The following is a 23,253-nucleotide window of genomic DNA, read 5'->3' on the forward strand; positions in this document are numbered from 1 at the left end:
GATGGTCGCTGGAGCGACCATCGCCACTCACGACCTCCGGGCTGCGGTTACCCGGGCGCGATGAGTTCGGGCCTCCGGACCGGTCTGTCCGTCGACCCCCGTCGCTCCCAGGAGGCGCCATGCCCCGCACCCGCGTGCACAACCTCAACATCTCCCTCGACGGCTACGCAGCCGGCGGGACGGTGACCGTCGACGCCCCCATCGGCGGCGCGGAAGCCCTCTTCCGCGGGTTCGACGGGCGGTTCATCCACGGGATCGACTCCGTCGAGGCCCCCGTCACGCTGGACCGGGCACTGGCCACCCTGTGGGGTCAGGGCATCGGGGCCGAGATCATGGGCCGCGCCAAGTTCGGCCCACCCCTCGCCGACCGGCCCGACGACTGGCGCGGCTGGTGGGGCGACGAGCCGCCCTTCCGCACACCCGTGTTCGTCATGACCCATGACGCACTGCCGCCGATCGAGTTCGCGAACGGGACGAGCTTCCACTTCGTCGACGGGTCACCGCAGGAGGTACTGCGCCTGGCCCAGGAGGCCGCCGGGGGTCTCGACGTCCGCCTCGGCGGCGGGCCCTCGACCGTCCGCCAGTTCCTGCAGGCCGACCTCGTGGACTTCCTGCACCTGGTGACGGTGCCGATCACCCTCGGGCGCGGGACGTCGCTGTGGGACGGGGTGAGCGGGACCGAGGACCGCTTCACGGTCGAGTCGGTCACCTCGCCGAGCGGGCTCGTCCATCAGCTGTGGAACCGGACGACGCCCGCCTCGACGGGGTCGTGAGTGGCGATGGTCGCCATGGCGACCATCGCCACTCACAGGGCCTGTCGGCCCCCCTCCGCCATGTCCGCCAGCTCCCGGACGCGTGCCGGGCCCAGGTGGTCGGCCGCGAAGCCCAGGTAGGCGACGGCCATCGCGAGGTCGGACCAGCCGTCCTCGGCCGGGTCCCCCGTCGACACGTCCGTGCCCTGCGCGCGCAGCACCGCGAGATCGAAGCCCGCGGGAGCGACGCGGGCGTTGCCCCAGTCGATCAGCCGCCCGCCGACGACGTTGCCGCGGTGCGGGTCGCCGTGGGTGAGGGTGCGCGGGGTCGCCGTGGCGGCGTGCAGCGCGCGGGGGTCGTCGGCCCAGGCACGCAACGCCTCCGCGACGTCCGCCACCTCGGGGAGGGCGTCGACCGCCGGGGCGGTCCGCTCCAGGCACAGCTCGCGCCACCACGCGGCGTCGGCGACCGGGACCGTGCGCGGCCGCCTGCCGCGCCAGTGCGCGTGCACGTTCGCGAGCGCGGTGAGCACCGTCGCGGGAACGGGCTCGTCGTCGGTGAGCGGGCCGCCGCCGTGGAACGGGACGACCACCCAGCCGGTGCCTGCGGCGAGCAGGACGGGCTCGTCGAGGGCCGGAACCACCGCGACGGCCCGCAGCGCCGCCACCTCGCGGGCCGCGGCCTCCTTGACGACGACGGACGTCCCGTCTGACAGGTCCACGCGCTCCGCACCCGCTGACGCGTATCCGCCGGTCAGAACCTCGCGGCCGGTGACGGTCAGCGGGCCGCGGCGGCGGGTGAGGGCCGGCAGCCAGACGTCGTCGGGGATCAACGCCGCAGCGTCAGCATCACCACGAGGACGACCGCGACCGTCACGACGAGGCAGACGACCGCGTAGGGCATCGGGCGTCGCAACCAGGTCCGGCCGTTGTCGAGCGCGATCCGGCCCGCACCCGCGAACAGCAGTGTCGCGGCGCCCGCGCCCATCAGGATGTCGAGCTCGATCGCGTCGGGCGCCTGCGCCGCGAAGAAGTACACCGCCGGCACCTTGACCAGCAGCGCCACGACCTTGATGGCCAGCAGGCCCGCCGCGGCGAGCGGGGTGAACAGCCCGAGGACGAGGAACGCGCCCGCCGCGAGCTCCACGATCCCCAGCGCCCAGGCCAGGCTGGTCTGCTGCGCGACGAACCCGTACGCCGCCAGGTTCTCGGCGGTCCGGGTGATGCCCAGCCCGCCCCACATCCCGAAGACCTTCTGCGCGCCATGGGCGAGGAAAAGCCCGCCGACGGCGAAACGCAGGATCAGCAGTCCGATGTCCGCGGCGCCGTTCGAGGGGACCGGCCGCCGCTCCGGCCGGGTCGTCGACGTCGCGGGCTCGGAGTCGAAGGTCCCGAAGTCGATCGACCGGGTCGGTTCGCTCATGTCGCGCAACAGTAGTCGTCGCAGGTCACCGGTCGATCGAGCCGGGGCGGCGTGTCAGTAACCGTTCTCCACGAGGTTCGGCGGCGCCTCCCCGCGGACGAACGCCGCGATCTGCTCCACGGCGATCCCGTAGGCGCGCCGCATCGCACCGGGAACGCTCCCGCCGACGTGCGGGGTGAGCAGCAGCCCGGGCGCCGACCACAGCGGATGCCCCTCTGGCAGCGGCTCCGGGTCGGTGACGTCGACCGCCGCCCGGAGCCGCCCCGACGTCAGCTCCGCCACCAGCGCGTCGGTGTCGGCCACCGGGCCGCGCGCGGCGTTGACCAGGACCGCGCCGTCGGCCATCGCCGCGAGGAAACGGGCGTCGATCAGGCCGCGGGTGTCGTCGGTCAGTGGGACGATGACGACGCAGGCGTCGCAGTGCGGCAGCAGGTCGTACACCTCGTCGATGCCGTGCACGCCGTCACGGGCCCGGCGCCCGACGAGCGTCGTCGACACCCCGAACGGCGTCAGCCGCGCGACCGTCTGCGCTGCGACGTCGCCGGCGCCGACGACCAGCACGCTCTTGCCGTCGAGCTCCTCGGTGCGGTGGTAGTCCCAGCGGCCCTGCTCCTGCGCACGCTGGAAGGCCGGGAAGTCGCGGTAGATCGCGAGCAGGGCGCCGACGATCCACTCCGCCGTCGCGCCACCGTGCGCGCCCTTGCAGTCCGACAGCGCGACACCCTCGGCGAGGTTGCCGACCCAGATCTCCGCGCCCGCCGTGAGCAGCTGGACCAGCCGCAGCTCCGGCATCTGCTCGGCGAGCTTCACGCCGCTGGCCGGGGACAGGAAGGGCGGGACCAGGATCTCGGCCGTCGCCGCCTCGGGCGGGAGCGGCGCGTCCGGGTCGTAGTGGACCGGGCGCACCCCGGGGAGCTGTTCGAGGGCCGCGTGGCCCTCCTCGTCACACACCAGGACGTCGATGTCAGGCACGCCGTCACGCTATTCCGCCGGGTCACCGGGATCGAGCACCGGTGGCAGCACTCACGGGGGGATCACCGGCGCCGCCCTAGCCTGGAGGCATGGGGCACGGTCGGGTCGCCAGCGGGCGTCGGGGCGGCGGGCTGTGGGTGATGCTCGTCGCACTGCTCGTCCTCGTCGCCGGCTGCGCCGACTTCCCCGACGACGGGCAGCGGGCCTGGACCGACCAGGTCGAGAACTCCGGGGAGCTCGGCGGCCCGCCCTCGGTCCAGCAGCCGCCCCCGCCCGGCAGCCCGGGCGGCGGCCGGAGCCAGCCGCCGCAGAGCTCCGCGCCGCAGCAGCCCGCGGGCTGCGTCGACCCGGATCCACAGGTCGTCGCCACCTGCCTCGGGCCGGTCTCCGCCATCGCCGTCCTGCCCGACGCCACCTCCGCCCTCGTCGCCGAGCGCGCCACCGGCCGTGTCCTGCGTGTGCAGCGGGGCACCGCGCCGCAGGTCGTCGCCACCGTCTCCGTCGACGCCGCCGCGGGCGGCCTCGCCGGGCTCGTGCTCTCCCCCAGCTACGCCGAGGACGAGCTCGTCTACGCCCTGGCCGCCACCGGCACCGACCTGCGCGTCGTGCGCATCTCCGCGGGCGAGCCGCCCAAACCCGTGCTCACCGGGATCCCCCGTGGCCCCGGAGGCGCGCTCGGGGTCGACCCGGCGACTGGCGCGCTGCTCGTCGCCACCGGCGGTCCGAGCACCGATCCTTCCTCGCTGGCCGGGAAGGTCCTGCGCATCGACACCCTCGGCAGGCCCGTGGCCGGCAACCCCGGCGGCACCGCCGTCTACGCCTCGGGACTCAACAGCCCGCAGGGCATGTGCACCGGCGCCGACGGCACCACCTGGGTCACCGACCGCGCCCCGGGCCGCGACGTCCTGCACCGGGTCACCCCCGGCACCCTGCCCGCGCCGGCGTGGACGTGGCCCGACCGGCCCGGCGTCGCCGGCTGCACCGCCACCGCCGGGGTGCTGGCCATCGCGCTGACCGGCACGAAGTCGCTGTTCGCACTGCGTCCCGGGGAGAACGGCACCTTCACGGGCGACCCGCAGACCCTGCTGCCCGACGCCTACGGCCGCCTCTTCGCCACCGCACCGGGCCCCGACGGCCTGTTGTGGCTGGGGACGGTCAACAAGGACGGCGGCGCGGGCGCGGCGCCGAAGCCCAACGACGACCGCGTCGTCCGCATCCAGCCACCGACGGGCGGCGGCGCGAGTCGGGCGTGATCGCCCGTTCGGAACGGGTGGGAAGCTGCGAACGTGACCCTTCCGCTCGTCGCCAACATCTCCCTGCTGTTCGCCGAGGTCCCCTATGAGCAGCGGTTCGCACGCGCCGCGGCGGCAGGGTTCGACGCTGTCGAGACCTGGTGGCCGTGGCCCACTGCCACACCCCCGCCCGGGGGCGAGGACTTCCTGGTCGACGCGCTGGAGTCGGCAGGGCTGCGCCTCGCCGGGCTCAACCTCTTCGGCGGCGACCTGGGCGCAGGGGTCCGCGGCATCGCGTCCGACCCAGGCCGGCGTGAGGAGTTCGACGCCAACCTCGACGCCGTCGTCGCCATCGCCCGGCGCACCGGCTGCCCGGTGTTCAACACCCTCTACGGCCAGCGCCGCCCCGACCTCCCCGAGGCCGGGCAGGATGCGACGGCCGTCGCCAACCTGGCGCTCGCCGCACGCCGGCTCGGCGAGGTCGGGGGCACCGCGCTCGTCGAGGCGCTCGGTCGTGGGCTCAACGGCGCCTACCCGGTCGAGACGGCGGCCGACGCGGCGCGGGTCGTCGAGACCGTCCGCGACGCGGGTGGGGAGGCGGTCGGGTTCCTGTTCGACACCTTCCATCTGACGACGAGCGGCGACGACCTCCTCGCCGCGGTCGATGCGCACGTCGAGCTGATCTCACACGTCCAGATCGCTGACGCGCCGGGCCGCGGTGAGCCGGGGACGGGGACCGTCGACGTCCCGGCGGTCGTGGACCGCCTGTGGGACAAGGGATACCGCGGTGCCGTGGCCGCGGAGTACACGCCGACCGTGCCGACCGAGGAGTCGCTGGGCTGGCTCGACGGCGTGGCGCACCTGCAGCCGCTGCACCCCTGACCCGAACGCACGGCCCCGGACGAACGGCACCGGTTCATGCTCGAGCACCGCCCGCAGTCGCTGCTGCGGCGGCTCATCGAGCCCGAGGAGATCGCGAACATGGTCGTCCCCCTCAGCTCGGACCTGGCCTCGGCGACGACGGGTGGGGCGGTCCGCGTCGACGGCGGCTACGTCGACGCGATCCTGCCCTGACCGCGACCGGCGACGGGGCGGTCCTCCCGACAGCAGGAACGGCACTGTCCCGCACCCGGGTTGCGGGACAGTGCCGTTGCTGCAGAAGGGTCAGGCTCCGCAGCGCTCGATGATCAGCTCGCGGACCCGCTTGGCGTCGGCCTGGCCCTTGGTGGCCTTCATGACCGCACCGACGATCGCGCCGGCCGCCGCGACCTTGCCGCCGCGGATCTTCTCCGCGACGTCGGGCTGCGCGGCCAGGGCCTCGTCGACGGCGGCGATGAGCGCGCCGTCGTCGGAGACGACCGCCAGCCCACGCTTCGCGACGACCTCGTCGGGCTCGCCCTCGCCCTCCAGCACGCCGTCGACGACCTGGCGGGCGAGCTTGTTGTTCAGCTCCCCCGACGTCACCAGCTCGATGACCCGGGCCAGCTGGGCCGGGGTGATCGGCAGCGCGTCGAGCACGACCCCGCGGGTGTTGGCCTGCTGCGACAGGTACGACACCCACCACGAGCGGGCGTCGCCCGAGGGGGCCCCGGCGTCGACGGTCGCGGCGACCAGGTCGAGCGCCTCGGCGTTGACCAGGTCGCGCAGCTCGGCGTCGGAGAGCCCCCACTCCCGCTGGATGCGGGCGCGCCGCTCCCAGGGCAGCTCGGGCAGGGTGCCGCGCAGCTCCTCGACCCACTCCGCCGACGGCGCGATCGGGACCAGGTCGGGCTCCGGGAAGTACCTGTAGTCCTCCGAGGTCTCCTTGATCCGGCCCGACCGGGTGGATGCGGTGTCCTCCTGGAAGTGCCGGGTCTCCTGGACGACCTTGTCGCCCGCGTCGAGCACGCCCGCGTGGCGCGACATCTCGTAGCGGACGGCCCGCTCGACCGAACGCAGCGAGTTGACGTTCTTGGTCTCGCTACGGGTACCCAGGATCCCGCTCCCGCGCGGGGACAGCGACAGGTTCACGTCGCAGCGCATCGAGCCCTGGTCCATGCGGACGTCGGAGACGCCGAGCGAACGGATCAGGTCGCGCAGCGCGGTGACGTAGGCGCGGGCCACCTCCGGGGCGCGGGCACCGGTGTCGGGGATCATCTTCGTGACGATCTCGATCAGCGGGACGCCCGCGCGGTTGTAGTCGAGCAGCGAGTACTCGGCGCCGTGGATGCGACCGGTGGCGCCACCGACGTGCAGCGACTTCCCCGTGTCCTCCTCCATGTGCGCGCGCTCGATCTCGACGCGCACCACGGTGCCGTCCTCCAGCGTCACGTCGAGGTGCCCGTTCACGGCGATGGGCTCGTCGTACTGCGACGTCTGGAAGTTCTTCGGCATGTCCGGGTAGAAGTAGTTCTTCCGCGCGAACCGGCCCCACGGCGCGATGTCGCAGTTCAGCGCCAGCCCGATGCGGATGGCCGACTCGACCGCGGTGCGGTTGACCACCGGCAGCGAACCGGGCAGGCCCAGGCACGTCGGGCAGACCTGCGTGTTGGGCTCGGCGCCGAACTCGGTGGGGCAACCGCAGAACATCTTGGTGTTCGTCGACAGCTCGACGTGGACCTCGAGACCCAGCATCGGGTCGTAGCGGTCGACGACGTCGTCGAAGTCGACCAGCGTCGGGGCGCTCATGCCCGCACCTCCAGCTCGGGAGCCCGGGTGGCGAATGCGGACCCGTCGGCGGCGTCGCGGGCCGCCTCGTATGCCGCGCCCACCCGGTACATGACGGCCTCGCCCAGTGCGGGGGCCATGATCTGCAGTCCCGTGGGCAGCCCGTCCTCGGCGGCGACGCCACTCGGCACCGACATCGCGGCCGTCCCGGCGAGGTTGGTCGGGATCGTGGCGAGGTCGTTGAGGTACATGGCCAGCGGGTCGTCGACCTTGTCCCCGATGGGGAACGCCGTCGTCGGCGCGGTGGGGCTGACCAGCACGTCGGCCTGCTCGAAGGCAGCGGCGAAGTCGCGGCTGATCAGCGTCCGCACCTTCTGGGCCTGGCCGTAGTAGGCGTCGTAGTAGCCCGACGACAGCGCGTACGTGCCGAGGATGATGCGGCGCTTGACCTCGGGGCCGAAGCCGGCCTCGCGGGTCGCGGCCATGACCTCCTCCGCGCTGGCGCCCTTGTCGACGCGCAGCCCGTACCGCATGGCGTCGAACCGCGCGAGGTTCGACGACACCTCGCTCGGCAGGATCAGGTAGTACGCGGCGAGCCCGTACTGGAAGTGCGGGGCGCTGACCTCGACGACCTCCGCGCCCAGCTTCTCCAGCTCGCGCAGCGCGGCGTCGAAGTTCTCCTGGACGCCGGCCTGGTAGCCCTCGCCGGTCAGCTCGCGGACGACACCGACGCGCAGGCCCCGCAGGTCGCCCTCGGCACCGCGGCGGGCGGCCTCGACGACGGCCGGCACGGGTGCGTCGATCGACGTCGAGTCCAGCGGGTCGTGCCCGCCGATGATCTCGTGCAGCAGCGCCGCGTCGAGAACCGTGCGGGCGCAGGGGCCGGCCTGGTCGAGCGACGACGCGCACGCCACCAGCCCGTACCGCGACACCCCGCCGTAGGTGGGCTTCACCCCGACCGTGCCGGTCATCGACGCCGGCTGGCGGATCGAGCCGCCGGTGTCGGTGCCGATCGCCAGCGGCGCCTCGAACGCCGCCAGCGCCGCCGCCGAGCCGCCGCCCGAACCACCCGGGATCCGGTCGAGCGCCCATGGGTTGTGCGTCGGCCCGTAGGCCGAGTACTCCGTCGACGAGCCCATCGCGAACTCGTCCATGTTCGTCTTGCCCAGGATCGTGATGCCCGCGGCGCGCAGCCGCGACGTCACCGTCGCGTCGTACGGCGGCCGCCAGCCCTCGAGGATCCGGGAGCCGACGGTGGTCGGCATGTCCGTCGTCGTCAGGACGTCCTTGAGCGCCAGCGGGACGCCGGCCAGCGGCGATGCCGGGGCCGTGCCGGCGGCGAGCGACTCGTCGACCAGCGTGGCCGACTCCAGCGCCGCCTGGGCCCCGACGTGCAGGAACGCGTGCACGTCGCCGTCGACGGCCTCGATCCGGTCCAGGTGCGCTTGCGCGGCCTCGACGGCCGACACCTCGCGCGAGTGGATCCTGGTGGCCAGCTCCGCGGCGGAGAGGCGCGTCAGATCGTCGTTCACTGCTCCTCCCCGAGGATCTGCGGGACGCGGAAACGGCCGCCCTCCGCCGCCGGAGCCCCGGACAGCGCCTGCTCCTGCGTGAGGCTCGGGCGGCGCTCGTCGGGCCGGAACACGTTCTCCAGCGGGACGGAGTGCGACGTCGGCGGGATGTCGTCGGCCGCGACCTCGCCCACCCGGGCGACCGCGCCGAGGATCACGTCGAGCTGGCCGGCGAACACGCCCAGCTCGTCGTCGGTCACGGCGAGGCGGGCCAGCCGCGCGAGGTGCGCTACCTCGTCACGGGTGATGGCCCCGCCGGACGACGGGGAATCGGGAGACATGTCCCTCCAGGGTGCAACGACGGATCGGTGCCCACGCGGGCTGCGAACGCTCGCGGCAGCCGGAGCCACCCGGCGCGCGGCGTCACGACCGGGCCTGATGCCGAGTCTAGGACCCCCCGTCGACCGGGTTCCCGCGCACCCGCGACCACCGGATCGGCACGCCCCGCGACCGCAGCGGCACGTTACGTCACACGCGTCACGCCACGGTGGGTGCTGTGGGACCCGGCCGCGCCTGGCAGGATCGCCGATGTGCCGCGTCGGCCGCCAACGGGGCACACCCCTGGGGCGCGCGCGGCGCCCCGCCCGGCCATCGGGGTCGCGTGGGCCAGGTGAGGAGGCATGACCGGGTGACGTTCTTGCTCCGCGTGGTGCTGCCGGATCGACCGGGCAGTCTCGGAGCGGTCGCATCCGCCCTCGGCGAGGCCGGTGCGGACATCCTGGGTGTCGACGTCGTCGAACGCGTCGACGGGATCGCCGTCGACGACCTCACCGTCGAGCTCCCCTCCGGCCGCCCGCCGGACGTGCTCATCACCGCGGCCGAGTCGGTCCGCGACGTGCAGGTGGAGTCCGTGCGGCCCTACTCCGGGCGTCTCGACACCCACCGCGAGCTGGAGCTCGTCGACCGCATCGCCGGCGAACCCGCTCACGGCCTGCAGCTGCTCGCCGAGGAGGTGCCGCGGCTGTTCCGCGCCGGCTGGGCGCTGGTCGCCGTCCGCGAGGGGACGCGGTCGTGGCGGCTCGCCGAGTCGTCGGCCGCACCCGAGACCCGCGCGGGCGACCTGCCGTGGCTGCCGCTGGCCAAGGCCATCGTCATCGACCCCGAGAAGCACTGGGTCCCCGACCCGTGGCGGGCGCTCGACACCGAGCTCGCCGCCGCGCCGCTCGGTGCGGCGTCGGTGCTGCAGGTGCTCGTCGTCGGCCGGCCCGGTGGCCCCGCGTTCCGGGCGTCGGAGCTGGCCCGGCTGAGCCACCTCGCCGGGATCGTCACCTCGGTGCTGGGCGGCTAGATGGACCGGCCCTGGGCGCACGTGCCCGGATGGGTCGGTCCGGCACTGGCCCCCGACCTGCTCGCCGCGGCCGACTCGATCATCGCCGCCGTCCGCGCCCAGGTCCCCGAGTACGCCCGCCCGCTCGAGGGCCGCTTCGGCGAGCGCATCACCCGTGGCGTCACCGTCGCCCTGCGACAGTTCGTCGCCCTCCTCGGCTCCGAGGCCGACCTGCCCGACACCCGCGTCTACCACGACCTGGGCCTCGTCGAGCACCGCGAGGGCCGCACCCTCGCGGCGCTGCAGGCCGCGTACCAGGTCGGCAGCCGGAGCGTCTGGCAGGCCATCACCCGGGGCGAGACCGCCCGCCGCCTCGAACCCGACGACGTCTTCGCCCTCGCCGAGGCGCTGTTCGGGTTCATCGAGCAGCTCTCCGCCGCCTCGGTGGTCGGGTGGGCACATGCCGAGGCCACGGTCGCCGGGTCCTTGCGGGCGCGCCGCCAGGAGCTCGTCGAGCTGCTGCTGCGCACCCCGCCCCCCACGACCGCCGAGCTCGACCGCGCCGCCGCCGCGGCCGGCTGGACGCTGCCCACCTCGATCGTCCCCGTGGTCGTCGACGACGCCGTCGAGATCGCTGGCCGGCTGCCCGGTGCCGTCGGAGCCCGGATCGAGCCGCTCGGCGTCGTGCTCCACGGCGACCGCGACGACCTCGCCGACGTCGTGCGCCGCGCCGTCCGTGGACGCCGCGCCGTCCTCGGGCCGGCCGTCGCACCCGGTGACGTCGCCCGCTCCGTCGCCCGTGCCCGCGCCGCCTGGCCGCTGCACGTCGCGGGCACCCTGGGTGACCGGCCCGTGGTGCGCGCCGACGACCATCTCGTCACCCTGCTGCTCGCCGCCGACGCCGGGCTCACCACCGACCTGTGCGACCGCGCCCTCGCGCCCCTGCGTGCCCTGCCCGCGGGCGCCGGCTCACGCGCCGAGGAGACGCTGCGGGCGTGGCTCGACGCGCACGGCGACGTCACCGCCACCGCGGCGTCCCTGCACGTGCACCCGCAGACCGTCCGCTACCGCCTCGCCGGGCTGCGCGACGTGTTCGGTGACGCCCTCGACGACCCGATCCGCCGCCTGGAGCTCACCCTCGCCCTGCGCGCCTGCGAGGGCGGCGGCCGCTGAGCCCTGCCGGAGCCGACCGACCGGCACAGTCGCGCAACTGGACTGCGCCACTGTGCCGTTCGTGGCCACTGTGCCGTTCGTGGGTTTCTGGGGCGGTCAGGCCGCGCGGCGCGTCACCGGGGGCAGGCGCACGCCCGTGCGGGGACGCAGCTTGCGCACCGGTGCCGGGGAGCCGCCGTAGCGCTTGTGTCCACCCGGGAACGCCAGCCGCGCCAGCCGGCGCAGCACCGTGCCGTACTGCCGCGGCAGCGACCCCGCGCTGTAGGGCAGCCCGTAGCGCCGGCACACGTCCCGCACCAGCGGCGCGATCTCGTGGTAGCGGTTGCTCGGCACGTCGGGGAACAGATGGTGCTCGATCTGGTGGCTCAGGTTGCCGGTCATGATGTGGAACAGCGGGCCGCCGGTGAGGTTCGCCGAACCCAGCAGCTGCCGGATGTACCACTGCCCGCGGCTCTCGCCGTCCAGGCGCGCCTCGTCGAAGGTCTCGACGCCGTCCGGGAAGTGCCCGCAGAAGATCACCGCGTGCGACCACACGTTGCGCACCAGCGCGGCGGTGGCGTTCGCGGTCAGCGTCGACACCGCGCCGCGGCCCGACAGCAGCGGGAACAGGATGTAGTCCTTGGCGAGCTGCTTACGGGCCTTGCGCCAGATCGTCTTCATCTCGGCCTTGGCCTCGTCCCAGGACTTCGTGCCCTCCTGGACGCGGTCGAACTCGATGTCGTAGATCGCGATGGCCCACTCGAAGAACGCCGACAGCCCGAGGTTGTAGATCGGCTGCAGCAGGTAGGCGGGGTGCCACGGCTGCTCCGGGGTGATCCGCATGATCGCGTACCCCAGGTCGCGGTCCTTGCCACGCACGTTCGTGAACGTGTGGTGCTCGTAGTTGTGCGAGCGCTTCCACATCTCCGACGGGGACGCGTGGTCCCACTCCCACGTCGTCGAGTGGATGTCGGGGTCACGCATCCAGTCCCACTGGCCGTGCAGGATGTTGTGGCCCAGCTCCATGTTCTCCAGGATCTTCGCGACGGACAGCGCCGCGGTCCCGGCCACCCACGCCGCGGGCACGCGCGAGAACAGCAGCAGCGTGCGGCCGCCGGCCTCCAGCCCGCGCTGCACACGCACAACGGTGCGGATGTAGTGGGCGTCGGCCTCGCCGAGCGTGTCGACGACGCCGGCCCGGATCGCGTCGAGCTCCTCGCCCAGGGCGTCGATCTGCTCGTCGGTCAGGTGGGCGTCGGCGACGCCGTTCCTTGTGGGCACGGTTCTCCTACGGATGCTCTAGAGATCGATGGTGACGTCGCCGAGCGGAGCGGAGACGCAGGTGCGGACGGCCTCGCCCGCGGTGTCGTGCGTGTCGCCGGTGATCAGGTCACGCACGGCGCCGGAGCGCAGCGGACCGACACACGTGTGGCAGATGCCCATGCGGCAGCCCGCGGGCAGCAGCGCCCCCGCGGCCTCCCCGGCGGCCATCAGCGGCTGGCCCTCCGCGGCGTCGGCGCTGACCCCGCTGGCCGCGAACGTGACGCGGCCACCGGTGCCGGTGGCGTCGTCCCAGGTCGGCGGACGGAAACGTTCGACGTGCAACGCCGCCGGGTCACCCGCCCGCGCCCAGTGGTCAGTCAGGTCGTCGAGCATCTCGGTGGGCCCGCAGGCCCACGCCTCACGGGCGGCCCAGTCGGGCACCAGGTCGGTGAGCGAGTCGGGATCGAGACGGCCCGCCGTCGCCGTGTGCCGCTCGACGAGCCGCAGCCCGGTCCGCGCCGCGACGGCCCGCAGCTCCGGCCCGAACACGACGTCGGCGGCGGTACGGTCGCTGTGCACGTGGACGGCGCCCTCGAGCACGGCCGGCTGGGTGGCCGCCAGCGTCCGGAGCATGCCCATGACCGGCGTGATGCCGCTGCCCGCGGTCACGAACAGCAGCTTCTCGGGGGTGGCGGCCGGCAGCGTGAAGTCGCCCGCCGGCTCGGAGATGCGTACGAGCGTCCCCGGCCGCGTGCCGTGCGCGAGCCGTGTCGACACCAGGCCGCCCGGCACCGCGGTGACGGTGACGGCCAGCAGCGGGTCACCGGGGCGTGACGTGATCGAGTAGCTGCGCCACGTCCACACACCGTCGACCTGCACTCCCAGGCCTACGAACTGGCCGGGCCGGTGGGCCGGCAGGGGCGCGCCGGGGCGCAGCAGCAGCGTCGTCGCGTCCCCGGTCTCGTGGCGGACGTCGACGACCCGGGCCCCCGGCGCGCGCTTCGAGCGCAGCGGCCGCCAGACGGACACGAAGTCCTCCGGCAACAGCGGCGTCGTCAACGCGCGGGCCGCGGCCAGGACGCGACGTGCGAGGGGAGCCATGCCTTCGACGGTAGGGAGACCCCTCCTACGGGGTCCACGCCGTAGGCAACGGCGAGATAACGGAAACTGTTGCAGGAGCCACAAGCCACCACAACGCCGTGACCGGGGTCATCGCGTGCCACCCGACACAACGCTCTGACCTGCATGAACACCGTCCACACGGGTCAGGGGCGGAAGCTCAGCGCAGACCTCACGAGATCGTCGTTCCCGGTCGCCAGCCACCCGTCGGGGCGTACCAGGACGTCCTCGAAACCGATCCGGGTGTCCTTGCCCATCCGCAGCGCGTACTCCAGGACCGGCCACGCGCCGTCCTCCTCGCCGTGCAGCATCACCGGCACCGGCAGCGACCCCAGCGCCCGCAGGATCCGCACCGCCTCCGCCACCGCCGTCGCCGGGTCGGAGACCGTCGACTCCGCCAGCACCCGCACCGTCGACGGTGGCACTCCGTTCTGCCGCAGCGTCACGGCGTCGCCCATCGTCCAGACGCCGAGCTCCACACCGATCCCGACCGACGCCGCCGCCTTGCAGACGTCGACCCAGCCCTTCTCGTGGACGTTCACCGAGCACACGTCGGGCCGGCCGTGGTCGAGCCGCCCCCAGGCCAGGACCGCGTCGATCCGCTTGCGCGGGTCCGGCTGGATCCAGCGGCCCGTGGTCACGCCGATCTCCATGTTCGGGACCTCGTGGCGGATCAGCGCCACCGCGTCCCCGACGTGCACGGGGTCCAGGGTCTCCTCGCCGTCGGCGTCACGGGGGTGCACGTGCACCGCGGTGAGACCGAGGCGGGCGACTGCGCGGGCGTCGCGCGCGAGATGCCGGGCCTGGATGGGCAGCGCGGGGTGCGCGTCGGCCGGACGCGAGCCGTTGAGAACCGCCTGCAACACCCTCGGACCCTCCCTCGTCAGCGCGAGCCTAGCGAGTGCCGGGCCGCCCGCGACGTGATCGAGCCGCGCCCCGACAGTCGATCACATCCCGGCCCCGCCGTCGCCCGGCCGCGCCGGGTCGAACCCGGACGTGACCGAACCGGTTCAGTCGCTGCGCCCGTTCGGCTCCGGGCGTCGTCATCGGTCCGGCGCAGTCCGCCCGCGCACCCGCCGACGCCGCATCGGACACCCCCGACGACGCCTGTCCGCACGGACGGCTCACGCCGCCCTCCGGCGCCCCGCGAGGTCGCCTCGTGGCCCTGCAGAGCCCCGGGACCGCTGCCGGCCCTCCGCCTCACTGCTCCCCCGGACCGATGCACAGCCGTCAGGTTGCGCGCGAGACCGACGCGGCCTCAGCGCTGCTTCCCTGTTGCCCGGCGCGGACCCGAGCGCGCCGGGCTGGCGACCGACGGACGTCGACCTCGACGTGGGACTGGTCGCGACCGCCGGACACCGGTCCCACTCGAACCCGGCGGGCTGCGTCAGTCGGTGGGGGCGAGGGTCGCGACCTTCTCGGCCTCCTCCGGCCCCGAGGCGAGGAGCACGCCGAGGCCCGCCTCGTCGAGGATCGGGACGCCCAGCTCGAGGGCCTTGTCGTACTTGGAGCCCGGTGCGTCACCGGCGACGAGGAACGCCGTCTTCTTCGACACCGAGCCCGCGGCCCTGCCCCCGCGCGCGGCGATGGCCTCCTTGGCCTCGTCGCGCGACCAACCCGCCATCGACCCGGTGATCACGATCGAGAGCCCGTCGAGCGTGCGCGGGATCGACGCGTCGACCTCGTCGACCGTGCGCACCCCCGCCGCACGCCACTTGGCCACGACGTCGCGGTGCCAGTCGACGGTGAACCAGTCGCGCAGCGCGGCGGCGATCGTCGGGCCGACCCCCTCGCCGCCCGCGATCGGGGCCAGCGCTGCCGCGACGGCCTTGGCACGGGCGCGGGTCGCGTCCCGCTCGGCCTTGGCCGCGGCCACTGCTGCGGCCTCGGCGGCGTCCGCCCCGGCGTCGGCCCCGGAGTCACCGGCCCCGGAGTCGCCGGCCGCGGCGGGCTCCTCGACCGCGTCGGGCTCCTCGACCGCGTCGGGCTCCTCGACCGCGTCGGGGACTGAGTCCACGTCGGGGACGAAGTCGGCGTCGGGCTCGTCCGACGAGCCGTCGGAGGTGATCTCCACACCGGCCTTCGCGGTCTCCTCGGCGGCCCGCGCGGCGGCCTCCTCGATGGCCTCCAGCGACCCGAACTCCCGCGCGAGCGCCTGCGCCGCGGTGGGCCCGACGTGCCGGATCGACAAGCCGACGAGCACCCGCCAGAGCGGCCGGTCCTTGGCCTTCTCGAGGTTGTCGAGCAGCTTGCGGCCGTTGGCGCTGAGCACGCCGGCCTTGGTGCGGAAGAGGTCGACCTGCAGCAGGTCCTCCTCCGTGAGCGAGAAGACGTCGCCCTCGTCGGTGACCACGCCTGCCTCGAGCAGGGCGGTCGCCGCCTTGTAGCCGAGAGCTTCGATGTCGAACGCGCCACGACCGGCGATGTGGAACAGCCGCTCCCGCAGCTGCGCGGGGCAGGACCGGGCGTTGGGGCAGCGGATGTCGACGTCGCCGGCCTTCTGCTGTGCCAGCTCGGTGCCGCACTCGGGGCAGTGCGTCGGCATCACGAACGCGCGCTCGGTGCCGTCGCGGACGTCGATGATCGGGCCGAGCACCTCGGGGATGACGTCGCCCGCCTTGCGGATGACGACCCGGTCGCCGATGAGCACGCCCTTGCGGCGGACCTCGTCGGCGTTGTGCAGCGTCGCGAGCGAGACGGTCGACCCGGCCACGACGACCGGCTCCATGAACGCGAACGGGGTGACCCGCCCGGTCCGCCCGACGTTGACCTGGATGTCGAGGAGCTTCGTCGTGACCTCCTCGGGCGGGTACTTGAACGCGATCGCCCAGCGCGGCGCCCGCGACGTGGCACCGAGCCGACGCTGCAGGGCCACCTCGTCGACCTTGACGACGACGCCGTCGATCTCGTGCTCGATGTCGTGGCGGTGCTCGCCCCAGTACTCGACGTGGGCGACGACGTCGTCGATGCCCTGCACGATCTTCGTCCGCTCGGAGACCGGCAGTCCCCAGGTGCGCAACGCGTCGTAGGCCTGGGACAGCCGTTCGGGGTTGAAACCCTCGCGCTTGCCGAGGCCGTGGCAGATGAGGCGGAGGTTGCGCGATCCGGTGACCCGCGGGTCCTTCTGCCGCAACGAGCCCGCCGCGGTGTTGCGCGGGTTGGCGAACGGCGGCTTGCCGGCCTCGACGAGCGAGGCGTTGAGCGCCTGGAAGTCCTCCAGCCGGAAGTAGACCTCGCCGCGCACCTCGACGAGCTCCGGCACGGGGAACTCGGCGGTACCGGTGAGCATCTCGGGGACCTCGGCGAGCGTGCGCATGTTGAGCGTGACGTCCTCGCCGGTGCGCCCGTCGCCCCGGGTGAGCGCGCGGACCAGCTTCCCATTCTCGTACAACAGGTTCACGGCGAGTCCGTCGATCTTCAGCTCGCACAGGTAGTGCGCGTCGGCGCCCACCTCGCGGCCGACGCGCTCTGCCCAGCCACGCAGCTCGTCGGCGCTGAACGCGTTGTCGAGGCTGAGCATCCGCTCGAGGTGGTCGTGCGCCACGAACTCGGTGGCGAACCGGCTGCCGACCTTCTGCGTCGGGGAGTCCGCCGTGATCAGGTCCGGGTAGCGCTCCTCCAGCCCGACCAGCTCGCGCCACAGCTCGTCGAACTGGCCGTCGGACAGGACCGGCGCGTCCAGCACGTAGTACCGGAACTGGTGGTCGGCGATCTCGGTGGCGAGCGCGGCGTGCCGCTCCCGGTCCGCGTCGGGCGCGGGACGGGGAGCGGTGCCGGCGGGACTGTCGGTGCTCACGCGCAAGAGGTTAGTGGCGCGCACCGACAGTGTCTGTCAGGAGAGCCCCAGGTCCGCGAGCCGCTCCACCTGATCGGGTTGCCCGGCCAGTGGTAGCAGACGACCTCGTCGACGCCCCGGTCCGCGAAGGCCCGGACCGTCGCGCGCAGGGCCGCCGGCTCGGTCACCAGCCCGGCGACCATCCGGTCGGTGTCGCCGGTGAAGCCGTAGTACGCCCGTATGGAGGCCCTGGCCGCGGCGGCGGTCGGACCGAGGGCCACGTTGACCTGGGCGACGTTGCGCGGTGCCCCGCAGCGGCCCGCTGCCTCCCAGTAGCGGGCGACCGTCTCGAACACCGGACCCGCCGACGACGGCGGCGCGGCGCAGAGCAACCCGTCGCCGGACCGGGTGACCCGGGCCGGAACGCGCCGGACAGTATCTCGGGGCAGCGCGGCGGTCGAGCAGGCCGAGGATGGTGAACGGCCCGGCGTCGGCGCGGGCAGCCCAGCCGAGCAGGGCCTCCGGGCTCGACGGGCAGGCCGATTCCGATCTTCACGGGGCACTCCTTCAGGGCACGCGGGAACCGAACCGCCCGCTCCTGGCGAGGATCACGCCGGCGTCCCTCTGCCGCATCGTTCTCCCGGGACCACCTGCCGGAGTAGTCGACGACGCCACCGCGCCGCGTCACAGGGTTTCGAGGCCCGCGAGCAGCCGGCGCAGGATGTCGTCGAGGCGACGACGATCGGCGGCCGACAACGTCGAGAGCAGGCGTTCCTCGTTGGCGACGTGCTCGGTGACTGCCTCGTCGACCCGCGTGCGCCCGGCTTCGGTGAGGCTGACGCGGATGCTGCGGCGGTTGCCGGGGTCGATCTCGCGGACGACGAGGCCGGCGTTCTCCAGCCGGTCGAGCCGGTTGGTCATCGCGGCGGGCGAGAGCATCACCGTGCGGGCGAGCAGGGTCGGGGTGAGCGTGAACGGGGATCCGCTGCGGCGCAGCGCGGCGAGGACGTCGAACTCGCCGTGGGTGAGGTCGAAGCGGGCGAAGACCTCGTCGATCCGCGGCCCGGCCAGCGCGGCCAGCCTGCCCAGCCGCCCGAGGGTCGCCATCGCGTCGAGCGGCAGGTCCGCCCGCTCGGCGCGCCACTGCTCGACGATGCGGTCGACGGCGTCGCTCATCGGCACATCCTACCCGCGACCGTTCGATCTCGAAGAATCTCACCCCGAACTATTGTCTCGAACATTTCGATGTCGTACTTTTCGAGGCATGACCAATCGACCCATCGACCGGCCATCCTTCGTCGCCGAGACCGACAGGAGTGTCGCCGCGGCGACGCCGGAGAACACTCACGTCGGTCTCGACGACACCCACGGGTGCACGAGCGGGGCAGCGCGATGATCGAGGCGCGGGCGTCCGTCGAGATCGGCGTGGAGGCGGCCGCGGCGTGGGTCGTCGTGGCGAACTACCGGCTCGACCCCCTGTGGCGCAACGGAGTGCTGGAGATGACCCCCTCCCCCGACGGCGTCGTGCGGCCGGGGACGACGACCGTCGAACGGATGCGGCTCGCCGGGCGCACGATGCGCAACGACGGCGTCGTCCGGCTCGTCGACCCCGGCGCGTCGTTCGAGTGGCGCACGACCGCGGGAGCCGAGGCCGAGGGATCGCGGACGGTCGTCGCGCTCGGCGCGGGGCGCTGCCGGGTCACCCTCGTCCTGCGGGTGACGCCACGAGGGCTCTCGGTGCTCGCCGCGCCCGCCCTGGGCCCGATGCTGCGCCGCGGGCTGCGGGCCGACGCCGTCCGGCTGGCACGGCTCGTCGAGGGACGGGAGCGTCAACCCGGAGTTGACATTTCTGGATCGTCAACCCACAGTTGACGCATGGCATCCGCGCCCGGCGACCGCCCCGCGGTCCGCCTCGACGACCTCATCGACACCGTCCTCCACCGCAGCACGACGCCCGACCCTCTCGACCGGCTGGGCAACGCCGTCCTCGTCGCCGACGACCTCGGCGAGGTGGCCGACCATCTCGTCGGCCACTTCGTCGACCAGGCCCGCCGGGCGGGCGCGTCGTGGACGGAGATCGGGCGCGCCATGGGCGTCACCAAGCAGGCCGCGCAGAAGCGCTTCGTCCCGCGCGCGAGGGAGGAGGACTTCGAGGGCGGCCCTTACGCCCGGTTCACCCCGCGCGCCCAGGCGACCGTGCTGGCCGCGCACGAGGCGGCGCTGCGACTGCAGGAACCCGAGGTCACGACGCAGCACCTCGTGCTCGGCCTGCTCACCGAACCGGAGTCGATCGCCGGCGTCGCGCTCGCCCGGCTCGGCAGTGACCTCGACCGGGTCGGCGACGCCATGGAGGGCGCCGCCGGGCCGGCCGTCGAGGAGCCGCCGACGAACCCGCCCTTCAGCGGGTCCGCCCGCAAGGCGCTCGACCTGACCCGGCGCGAGGCGCTGCGCCTCGGGCACAACTACATCGGCACCGAGCACCTGCTGCTCGGAATCCTGTCCGACCCTGCCGATCCCGCTGCCACGGCGCTCGCCCGGCTCGGCGTCGACCACGCCGCCGTCGAGACGTTCGTCCACGAGGCCCTGGCGGCTGTGATCGCCGCCAGGAAGCCTTCGTGAGAACGAGGTCAGGCCAGCAGCTCCCGGATGGCACCGGTCAGCGTGACGACGGACCGCTCCGTGGCGGCGTGGCCCATCATCCCGATCCGCCACGCGCGACCGGCGAAGGTACCCAGCCCGCCGCCGACCTCGATGCCGTACTCGGCCAGCAGCCGCTTGCGCAGCGACCCCTCGTCGAGTCCACTGGGCAGCGTCGTCGCCGTGAGCTGTGGCAGCCGGTTCGACTCGGGCGCGATCAGGCCGAAACCCAGCTCCGGCAACGCCGACTGCAGCTGCCGGCCGATCCGCTCGTGGCGCGCCCACACCTGCTCGACGCCCTCCTCCAGCAGCCGGCCCAGGCCCGCGTTCAGCGAGTAGGCCAGCGTCGAGGACGCGGTGTGGTGGTACGTGGGCGGGCTCGCGAGGAAGTACTCGTGCAGCAGGCCGAGGTCGAGGTAGAACGACCGGATCGGCGTCTTCCTGGCCTTCATCCGGGCGACCGCGCGGGAGCCCAGCGTGACCGGCGCGAGCCCGGGAGGGGCGCCGAGGCACTTCTGGGACGCGGAGTACGACGCGTCGATCTGCCAGGCGTCGACCTCGAGCTGCGTGCCGCCGAGTGCGGTCACCGCGTCGACGAGCAGCAGCGTGTCGGTCAGCGCCAGGGCAGCGCCGATCGGGGCGATGTCGTTGCGCACGCCCGTCGACGTCTCAGCCGCGACGACCGCGAGCACCGCGGCGTGCGGGTTGGCCTGCTGGGCGGCGATCAGGTCGGCCGGGTCGATCGGGGTGCCCCACGGGGCCTCCACCCGGACGACCTCGGCGCCACCGCGGCGCGCGACCTCGCACAGCCGCTCACCGAAGTAGCCGTTGACACCGACGATGATCGTGTCACCGACCTCCAGCAGCGACGCCAGGCACGCTTCCATGCCGGACGATCCGGTCCCGCTGACCGGCAACGTGAGCTCGTTGTCGGTGCGGAACACCTGACGGAGCTGGTCGCGGATCGCGCGGATCACGGCGAGGTATTCGGGGTCGAGGTGGCCCAGGACGGGACGCGTGAGCGCCTCCATGGCCTCCGGATACGGCTCGGACGGCCCCGGACCGAGCAGCAACCGATCTTCGTGCATGCCTGCGACGGTACCCTGGCACCCCCGGAGGTCTCACCCCCGGAGCGCGGGATGTGGCGGGGTACGTGGCGGGGGTGGACGATGCTGGTGACCTGCGACGACGGGATCGTCCTGACCGGTGAGCACCACGAGAAACTTCTCGATGCGCAGCCCCTGGACGTTCCCGGCATCGAGGGCGATCTGGCCGGCTGCCGCACCGTCATCCATCTCGGTACGGCCGTTTCCGCGAGCCGGGAGCTCGCGTTCGACCTGCGCACCGCGATCCGCCTCTACGAACGCGTGCCCATGGGTCCGGACGGCGCCGACGTCGACCTCACCCTGGACGACCGCACCCTGCTCGCCTGGCTGCGTCGCCGCGGCGGGGCCGTCGAGATCCTGGCGACCTGACCCGGGCCGCGGCTCAGCGAACCCGCTGCAGGAAGATCGCGGCAGGCACCCGACGCAGGACGCCCACCCCTCGCGAGCGGCGTCAGCGGTCGTCGACGTCCTTGTCGCCCGTCGGGTCGAGGAAGGCCGCGCCCAGCTCCCGGCACAGGCCCAGCGCTGTGCGGGCCCAGTCCGGGTCAGTCCCGGCGAGGCCGCAGGTGGGCGTCGGGACCGCCAGCTCGGCGAGACGGTGCCGGGCGAAGCCGAGGCGGTCGGCGAGGTCGAAGGCCCGCTTGGCGAGCGCCGTGACCTCCGGCGGCCGGGGAGGCGCCGTGGTGGCGACGAGCCCGAGCATGATCGGCGTCCCCGCGTCCCACACCTCCCCGATCGCGTCGAGGGCGGCCGGGAGCGCGGTGTCACCGGTGACCGAGCGGCGGGTGCCGTCGATCCCGATGGCCGCGGCGCCGACACCGGACAGGAGCTTCATGGGCGGCTCGTCCGCGCAACAGTGCAGCACGACCGGCGACCCGATCCCGGCGAGGGCGTCGACGAACTCGCGCAGCACGTCGGCGGCGTCGATCCTGTCGACGGAGCGGACGGTCCCGTAGCCCGACGCCGTCGGCAGTGTGCCGCGCAGCACGGCGGGAAGGGACGGTTCGTCGAGCTGGACCACGACGCGGGCCCCGGACCGGGCGGCCACCTCGGCGACGTGGGTGCGCAGCCCTTCGAGCAGGCTCGCGGCGAACTCGCGGACGGCGCCGCGGTCGGTGAGCACCCGGTGCCCGGCGTGGGTCTCGACGGAGGCGGCGAGCGTCCAGGGGCCGGCGGCCTGCACCTTCACCCAGCCGGGGCGGACGGGGTCGCAGGCCTCGTCGAACGCGTCGAGGTCGCCGCGCAGGAGGTCGACGGCGCGGCGGTGGTCGCGGCCGGGTCGCTGGGTGACGCGGTAGCCGCTCGGGACGACCTCGACGGCGATGTCGACGAGCAGCCCGGCGGTGCGCCCGATCATGTCGGCGCCGACACCGCGGGCCGGCAGCTCGGGCAGGAACGGCATGGCCCCGATCTCACCGGCGACGATCGCGGCGGCCTCGCGGACGTCGGTGCCCGGCATGGAGCCGACGCCGGTGGCGATGCCGGACGGCCAGCGCGGCAGGTCCTCGGGCTCGTCGTCCTCCTCGCGGGTGGTGACGGTCATCCCGCCCCCGAGCTGGGGCGGGGCGGGGGCGCCGGGGACGGTGTCGGCCAGTCCGGCGGCGGCGAGCGCGGCGGAGAGCGGGTCAACGGGGGCGGGCGGCGCGACGCCACCCAGCCCGGCCCGGGCCAGCGCCTCGGCGAGCGCGTCGGCGGCGGGGTCGCTCGCGGAAGTCATGCCGGTCGGTCTACCAGAGGGGTCCTGAGTGGCGATCGTCGCTATGGCGACGATCGCCACTCACAGGGGGTCAGGAGCCGCACGAGCTGGTCGGCGACGTGGTCGGCCAGCTCCTCCACCGACAGGGAGCCGGACGGGTCGTACCAGCGGCGCAGGTAGGCCAGCGAGCCCATGGCCAGGTACGTCGCGATCCGGCCGTCGCCCGCGGGGAGGCCGTTCTCGGCGGCGACCTCCGCGGCCAGGTCGCGCACGATCGCGGCGTGCTCGCGCGACAGCTCGCGGACGCGGGCCTCGAGCACGGGGTCGGGCAGGTGCATGAGGAACAGCGGGGCGAACGACGGGTAGTCACGCAGCTCCACCAGGGCCTGCGAGGCGAACAGCCGCCGCAGCCGGTCGACCGCCGGCCCGCCGGAGTCGGCCACCTCCCGGAGCCGGGCGACGACCTCGGCCGTCGCGTTCTGCACCGCCGCGAGGAACAGGTCCTCCTTCGACGGGTAGTAGTGGTAGAGGCTCGCGCCGCGCATGTCGAGGCGCGCGGCGATCTCCTCCAGGCTCGTCCGCTCGTAGCCGCGCTCGGCGAACACCTCCGCGGCGACGCGTTCCATGAGCTGTCGGCGTTCG

General features: G+C 73.9%; 23 protein-coding genes and 1 pseudogene. 9 read left to right on the plus strand and 15 right to left on the minus strand.

Annotated elements, in window-relative coordinates; translation table 11 throughout:
* Nucleotides 1–119: 119 nt before the first annotated feature.
* Nucleotides 120–773 carry a dihydrofolate reductase family protein gene (locus TOK_RS26415; protein ID WP_098960655.1) on the plus strand — a complete coding sequence of 218 codons (654 nt, stop codon included), beginning with the start codon at nucleotides 120–122 and terminating at the stop codon, nucleotides 771–773.
* Between the two features lie 32 nt (nucleotides 774–805).
* Here TOK_RS26415 and TOK_RS26420 read toward each other — a convergent pair whose 3' ends face one another.
* The 3 genes from TOK_RS26420 to TOK_RS26430 are packed head-to-tail and all read right to left on the minus strand — an operon-like array spanning nucleotide 806 to nucleotide 3,147.
* The gene (locus TOK_RS26420) at nucleotides 806–1,585 is read right to left on the minus strand and encodes a phosphotransferase (RefSeq protein WP_172457795.1); all 780 of its coding nucleotides are present in this window, start codon (nucleotides 1,583–1,585) and stop codon (nucleotides 806–808) included.
* The gene (locus TOK_RS26425; protein ID WP_098960656.1) at nucleotides 1,582–2,175 is read right to left on the minus strand and encodes a DoxX family protein; all 594 of its coding nucleotides are present in this window, start codon (nucleotides 2,173–2,175) and stop codon (nucleotides 1,582–1,584) included. Before TOK_RS26425 ends, TOK_RS26420 begins: the two co-directional genes overlap by 4 nt.
* Nucleotides 2,176–2,229: 54 nt before the next feature.
* On the minus strand, nucleotides 2,230–3,147 hold the full coding sequence (locus tag TOK_RS26430) for a 2-hydroxyacid dehydrogenase (RefSeq protein WP_098960657.1): 918 nt from the start codon (nucleotides 3,145–3,147) through the stop codon (nucleotides 2,230–2,232).
* An 89-nt stretch (nucleotides 3,148–3,236) separates the two neighbouring features.
* On the opposite strand from TOK_RS26430, the gene TOK_RS26435 reads away from it, so the two are divergent.
* The 3 genes and pseudogenes from TOK_RS26435 to TOK_RS26445 form a co-directional block, all read left to right on the plus strand.
* The gene (locus TOK_RS26435; protein ID WP_253258648.1) at nucleotides 3,237–4,400 is read left to right on the plus strand and encodes a sorbosone dehydrogenase family protein; all 1,164 of its coding nucleotides are present in this window, start codon (nucleotides 3,237–3,239) and stop codon (nucleotides 4,398–4,400) included.
* A 33-nt stretch (nucleotides 4,401–4,433) separates the two neighbouring features.
* On the plus strand, nucleotides 4,434–5,261 hold the full coding sequence (locus tag TOK_RS26440) for a hydroxypyruvate isomerase family protein (protein ID WP_098960658.1): 828 nt from the start codon (nucleotides 4,434–4,436) through the stop codon (nucleotides 5,259–5,261).
* A 33-nt stretch (nucleotides 5,262–5,294) separates the two neighbouring features.
* Nucleotides 5,295–5,453, plus strand: a pseudogene (locus TOK_RS26445) (SDR family oxidoreductase); the annotation flags it as partial.
* Between the two features lie 90 nt (nucleotides 5,454–5,543).
* Here TOK_RS26445 and gatB read toward each other — a convergent pair.
* The 3 genes from gatB to gatC are packed head-to-tail and all read right to left on the minus strand — an operon-like array spanning nucleotide 5,544 to nucleotide 8,877.
* Nucleotides 5,544–7,046: an Asp-tRNA(Asn)/Glu-tRNA(Gln) amidotransferase subunit GatB gene (gatB, locus tag TOK_RS26450; RefSeq protein WP_098960659.1), complete on the minus strand. Its 1,503-nt coding sequence runs from the start codon at nucleotides 7,044–7,046 to the stop codon at nucleotides 5,544–5,546.
* The gene (gene gatA / locus TOK_RS26455) at nucleotides 7,043–8,557 is read right to left on the minus strand and encodes an Asp-tRNA(Asn)/Glu-tRNA(Gln) amidotransferase subunit GatA (protein ID WP_098960660.1); all 1,515 of its coding nucleotides are present in this window, start codon (nucleotides 8,555–8,557) and stop codon (nucleotides 7,043–7,045) included. Before gatA ends, gatB begins: the two co-directional genes overlap by 4 nt.
* On the minus strand, nucleotides 8,554–8,877 hold the full coding sequence (gatC, locus tag TOK_RS26460) for an Asp-tRNA(Asn)/Glu-tRNA(Gln) amidotransferase subunit GatC (protein WP_098960661.1): 324 nt from the start codon (nucleotides 8,875–8,877) through the stop codon (nucleotides 8,554–8,556). The genes gatA and gatC overlap by 4 nt, the downstream gene beginning before the upstream one ends.
* 347 nt (nucleotides 8,878–9,224) lie before the next feature.
* Here gatC and TOK_RS26465 point away from each other — a divergent pair, with 347 nt between their 5' ends.
* Both TOK_RS26465 and TOK_RS26470 read left to right on the plus strand, forming a co-directional pair.
* A complete protein-coding gene (locus TOK_RS26465) occupies nucleotides 9,225–9,884 on the plus strand; it encodes an ACT domain-containing protein (protein WP_098960662.1) in 660 nt (219 codons plus the stop codon).
* Nucleotides 9,885–11,036, plus strand: a complete 1,152-nt coding sequence (locus TOK_RS26470) for a helix-turn-helix domain-containing protein (protein ID WP_098960663.1) — start codon at nucleotides 9,885–9,887, stop codon at nucleotides 11,034–11,036. It begins immediately after the preceding gene.
* A gap of 96 nt (nucleotides 11,037–11,132) precedes the next feature.
* On the opposite strand, the gene TOK_RS26475 is transcribed toward TOK_RS26470, so the two are convergent.
* From TOK_RS26475 to TOK_RS26500, 6 genes are all read right to left on the minus strand, one after another.
* Nucleotides 11,133–12,296 carry an acyl-CoA desaturase gene (locus tag TOK_RS26475; RefSeq protein ID WP_098960664.1) on the minus strand — a complete coding sequence of 388 codons (1,164 nt, stop codon included), beginning with the start codon at nucleotides 12,294–12,296 and terminating at the stop codon, nucleotides 11,133–11,135.
* Between the two features lie 18 nt (nucleotides 12,297–12,314).
* Nucleotides 12,315–13,379, minus strand: a complete 1,065-nt coding sequence (locus TOK_RS26480) for a ferredoxin reductase (RefSeq protein ID WP_098960665.1) — start codon at nucleotides 13,377–13,379, stop codon at nucleotides 12,315–12,317.
* A 164-nt stretch (nucleotides 13,380–13,543) separates the two neighbouring features.
* Complete coding sequence (locus TOK_RS26485; RefSeq protein WP_098960666.1) at nucleotides 13,544–14,263, minus strand: 3-keto-5-aminohexanoate cleavage protein; 720 nt, start codon at nucleotides 14,261–14,263, stop codon at nucleotides 13,544–13,546.
* Nucleotides 14,264–14,784: 521 nt separating this feature from the next.
* Nucleotides 14,785–17,193, minus strand: a complete 2,409-nt coding sequence (ligA, locus tag TOK_RS26490; protein WP_253258649.1) for an NAD-dependent DNA ligase LigA — start codon at nucleotides 17,191–17,193, stop codon at nucleotides 14,785–14,787.
* A complete protein-coding gene (locus TOK_RS32965) occupies nucleotides 17,190–17,528 on the minus strand; it encodes a hypothetical protein (protein ID WP_098960668.1) in 339 nt (112 codons plus the stop codon). Before TOK_RS32965 ends, ligA begins: the two co-directional genes overlap by 4 nt.
* Before the next feature lie 328 nt (nucleotides 17,529–17,856).
* Nucleotides 17,857–18,348: a MarR family winged helix-turn-helix transcriptional regulator gene (locus TOK_RS26500; RefSeq protein ID WP_098960669.1), complete on the minus strand. Its 492-nt coding sequence runs from the start codon at nucleotides 18,346–18,348 to the stop codon at nucleotides 17,857–17,859.
* A 195-nt stretch (nucleotides 18,349–18,543) separates the two neighbouring features.
* Here TOK_RS26500 and TOK_RS26505 point away from each other — a divergent pair, with 195 nt between their 5' ends.
* Both TOK_RS26505 and TOK_RS26510 read left to right on the plus strand, forming a co-directional pair.
* Nucleotides 18,544–19,044 (plus strand): SRPBCC family protein, encoded by a 501-nt coding sequence (locus TOK_RS26505; RefSeq protein WP_172457796.1) that lies wholly within the window; start codon nucleotides 18,544–18,546, stop codon nucleotides 19,042–19,044.
* Between the two features lie 3 nt (nucleotides 19,045–19,047).
* Nucleotides 19,048–19,791: a Clp protease N-terminal domain-containing protein gene (locus tag TOK_RS26510; protein ID WP_098960671.1), complete on the plus strand. Its 744-nt coding sequence runs from the start codon at nucleotides 19,048–19,050 to the stop codon at nucleotides 19,789–19,791.
* An 8-nt stretch (nucleotides 19,792–19,799) separates the two neighbouring features.
* Here TOK_RS26510 and TOK_RS26515 read toward each other — a convergent pair whose 3' ends face one another.
* Nucleotides 19,800–20,897: an alanine--glyoxylate aminotransferase family protein gene (locus TOK_RS26515; protein WP_098960672.1), complete on the minus strand. Its 1,098-nt coding sequence runs from the start codon at nucleotides 20,895–20,897 to the stop codon at nucleotides 19,800–19,802.
* 81 nt (nucleotides 20,898–20,978) lie between these two features.
* Between TOK_RS26515 and TOK_RS26520 the strand changes: the two genes are divergently transcribed.
* Nucleotides 20,979–21,284, plus strand: coding sequence for a hypothetical protein (locus tag TOK_RS26520; protein WP_098960673.1), 306 nt, complete (start codon nucleotides 20,979–20,981; stop codon nucleotides 21,282–21,284).
* Nucleotides 21,285–21,366: 82 nt separating this feature from the next.
* Here TOK_RS26520 and TOK_RS26525 read toward each other — a convergent pair whose 3' ends face one another.
* The gene (locus tag TOK_RS26525; protein WP_253258650.1) at nucleotides 21,367–22,632 is read right to left on the minus strand and encodes a methionine synthase; all 1,266 of its coding nucleotides are present in this window, start codon (nucleotides 22,630–22,632) and stop codon (nucleotides 21,367–21,369) included.
* A 41-nt stretch (nucleotides 22,633–22,673) separates the two neighbouring features.
* Nucleotides 22,674–23,237 carry a TetR/AcrR family transcriptional regulator gene (locus TOK_RS26530; protein ID WP_098960674.1) on the minus strand — a complete coding sequence of 188 codons (564 nt, stop codon included), beginning with the start codon at nucleotides 23,235–23,237 and terminating at the stop codon, nucleotides 22,674–22,676.
* Nucleotides 23,238–23,253 lie beyond the last annotated feature (16 nt).

The organism is Pseudonocardia sp. N23, assembly GCF_002583555.1.
Taxonomy (GTDB): domain Bacteria; phylum Actinomycetota; class Actinomycetes; order Mycobacteriales; family Pseudonocardiaceae; genus Pseudonocardia.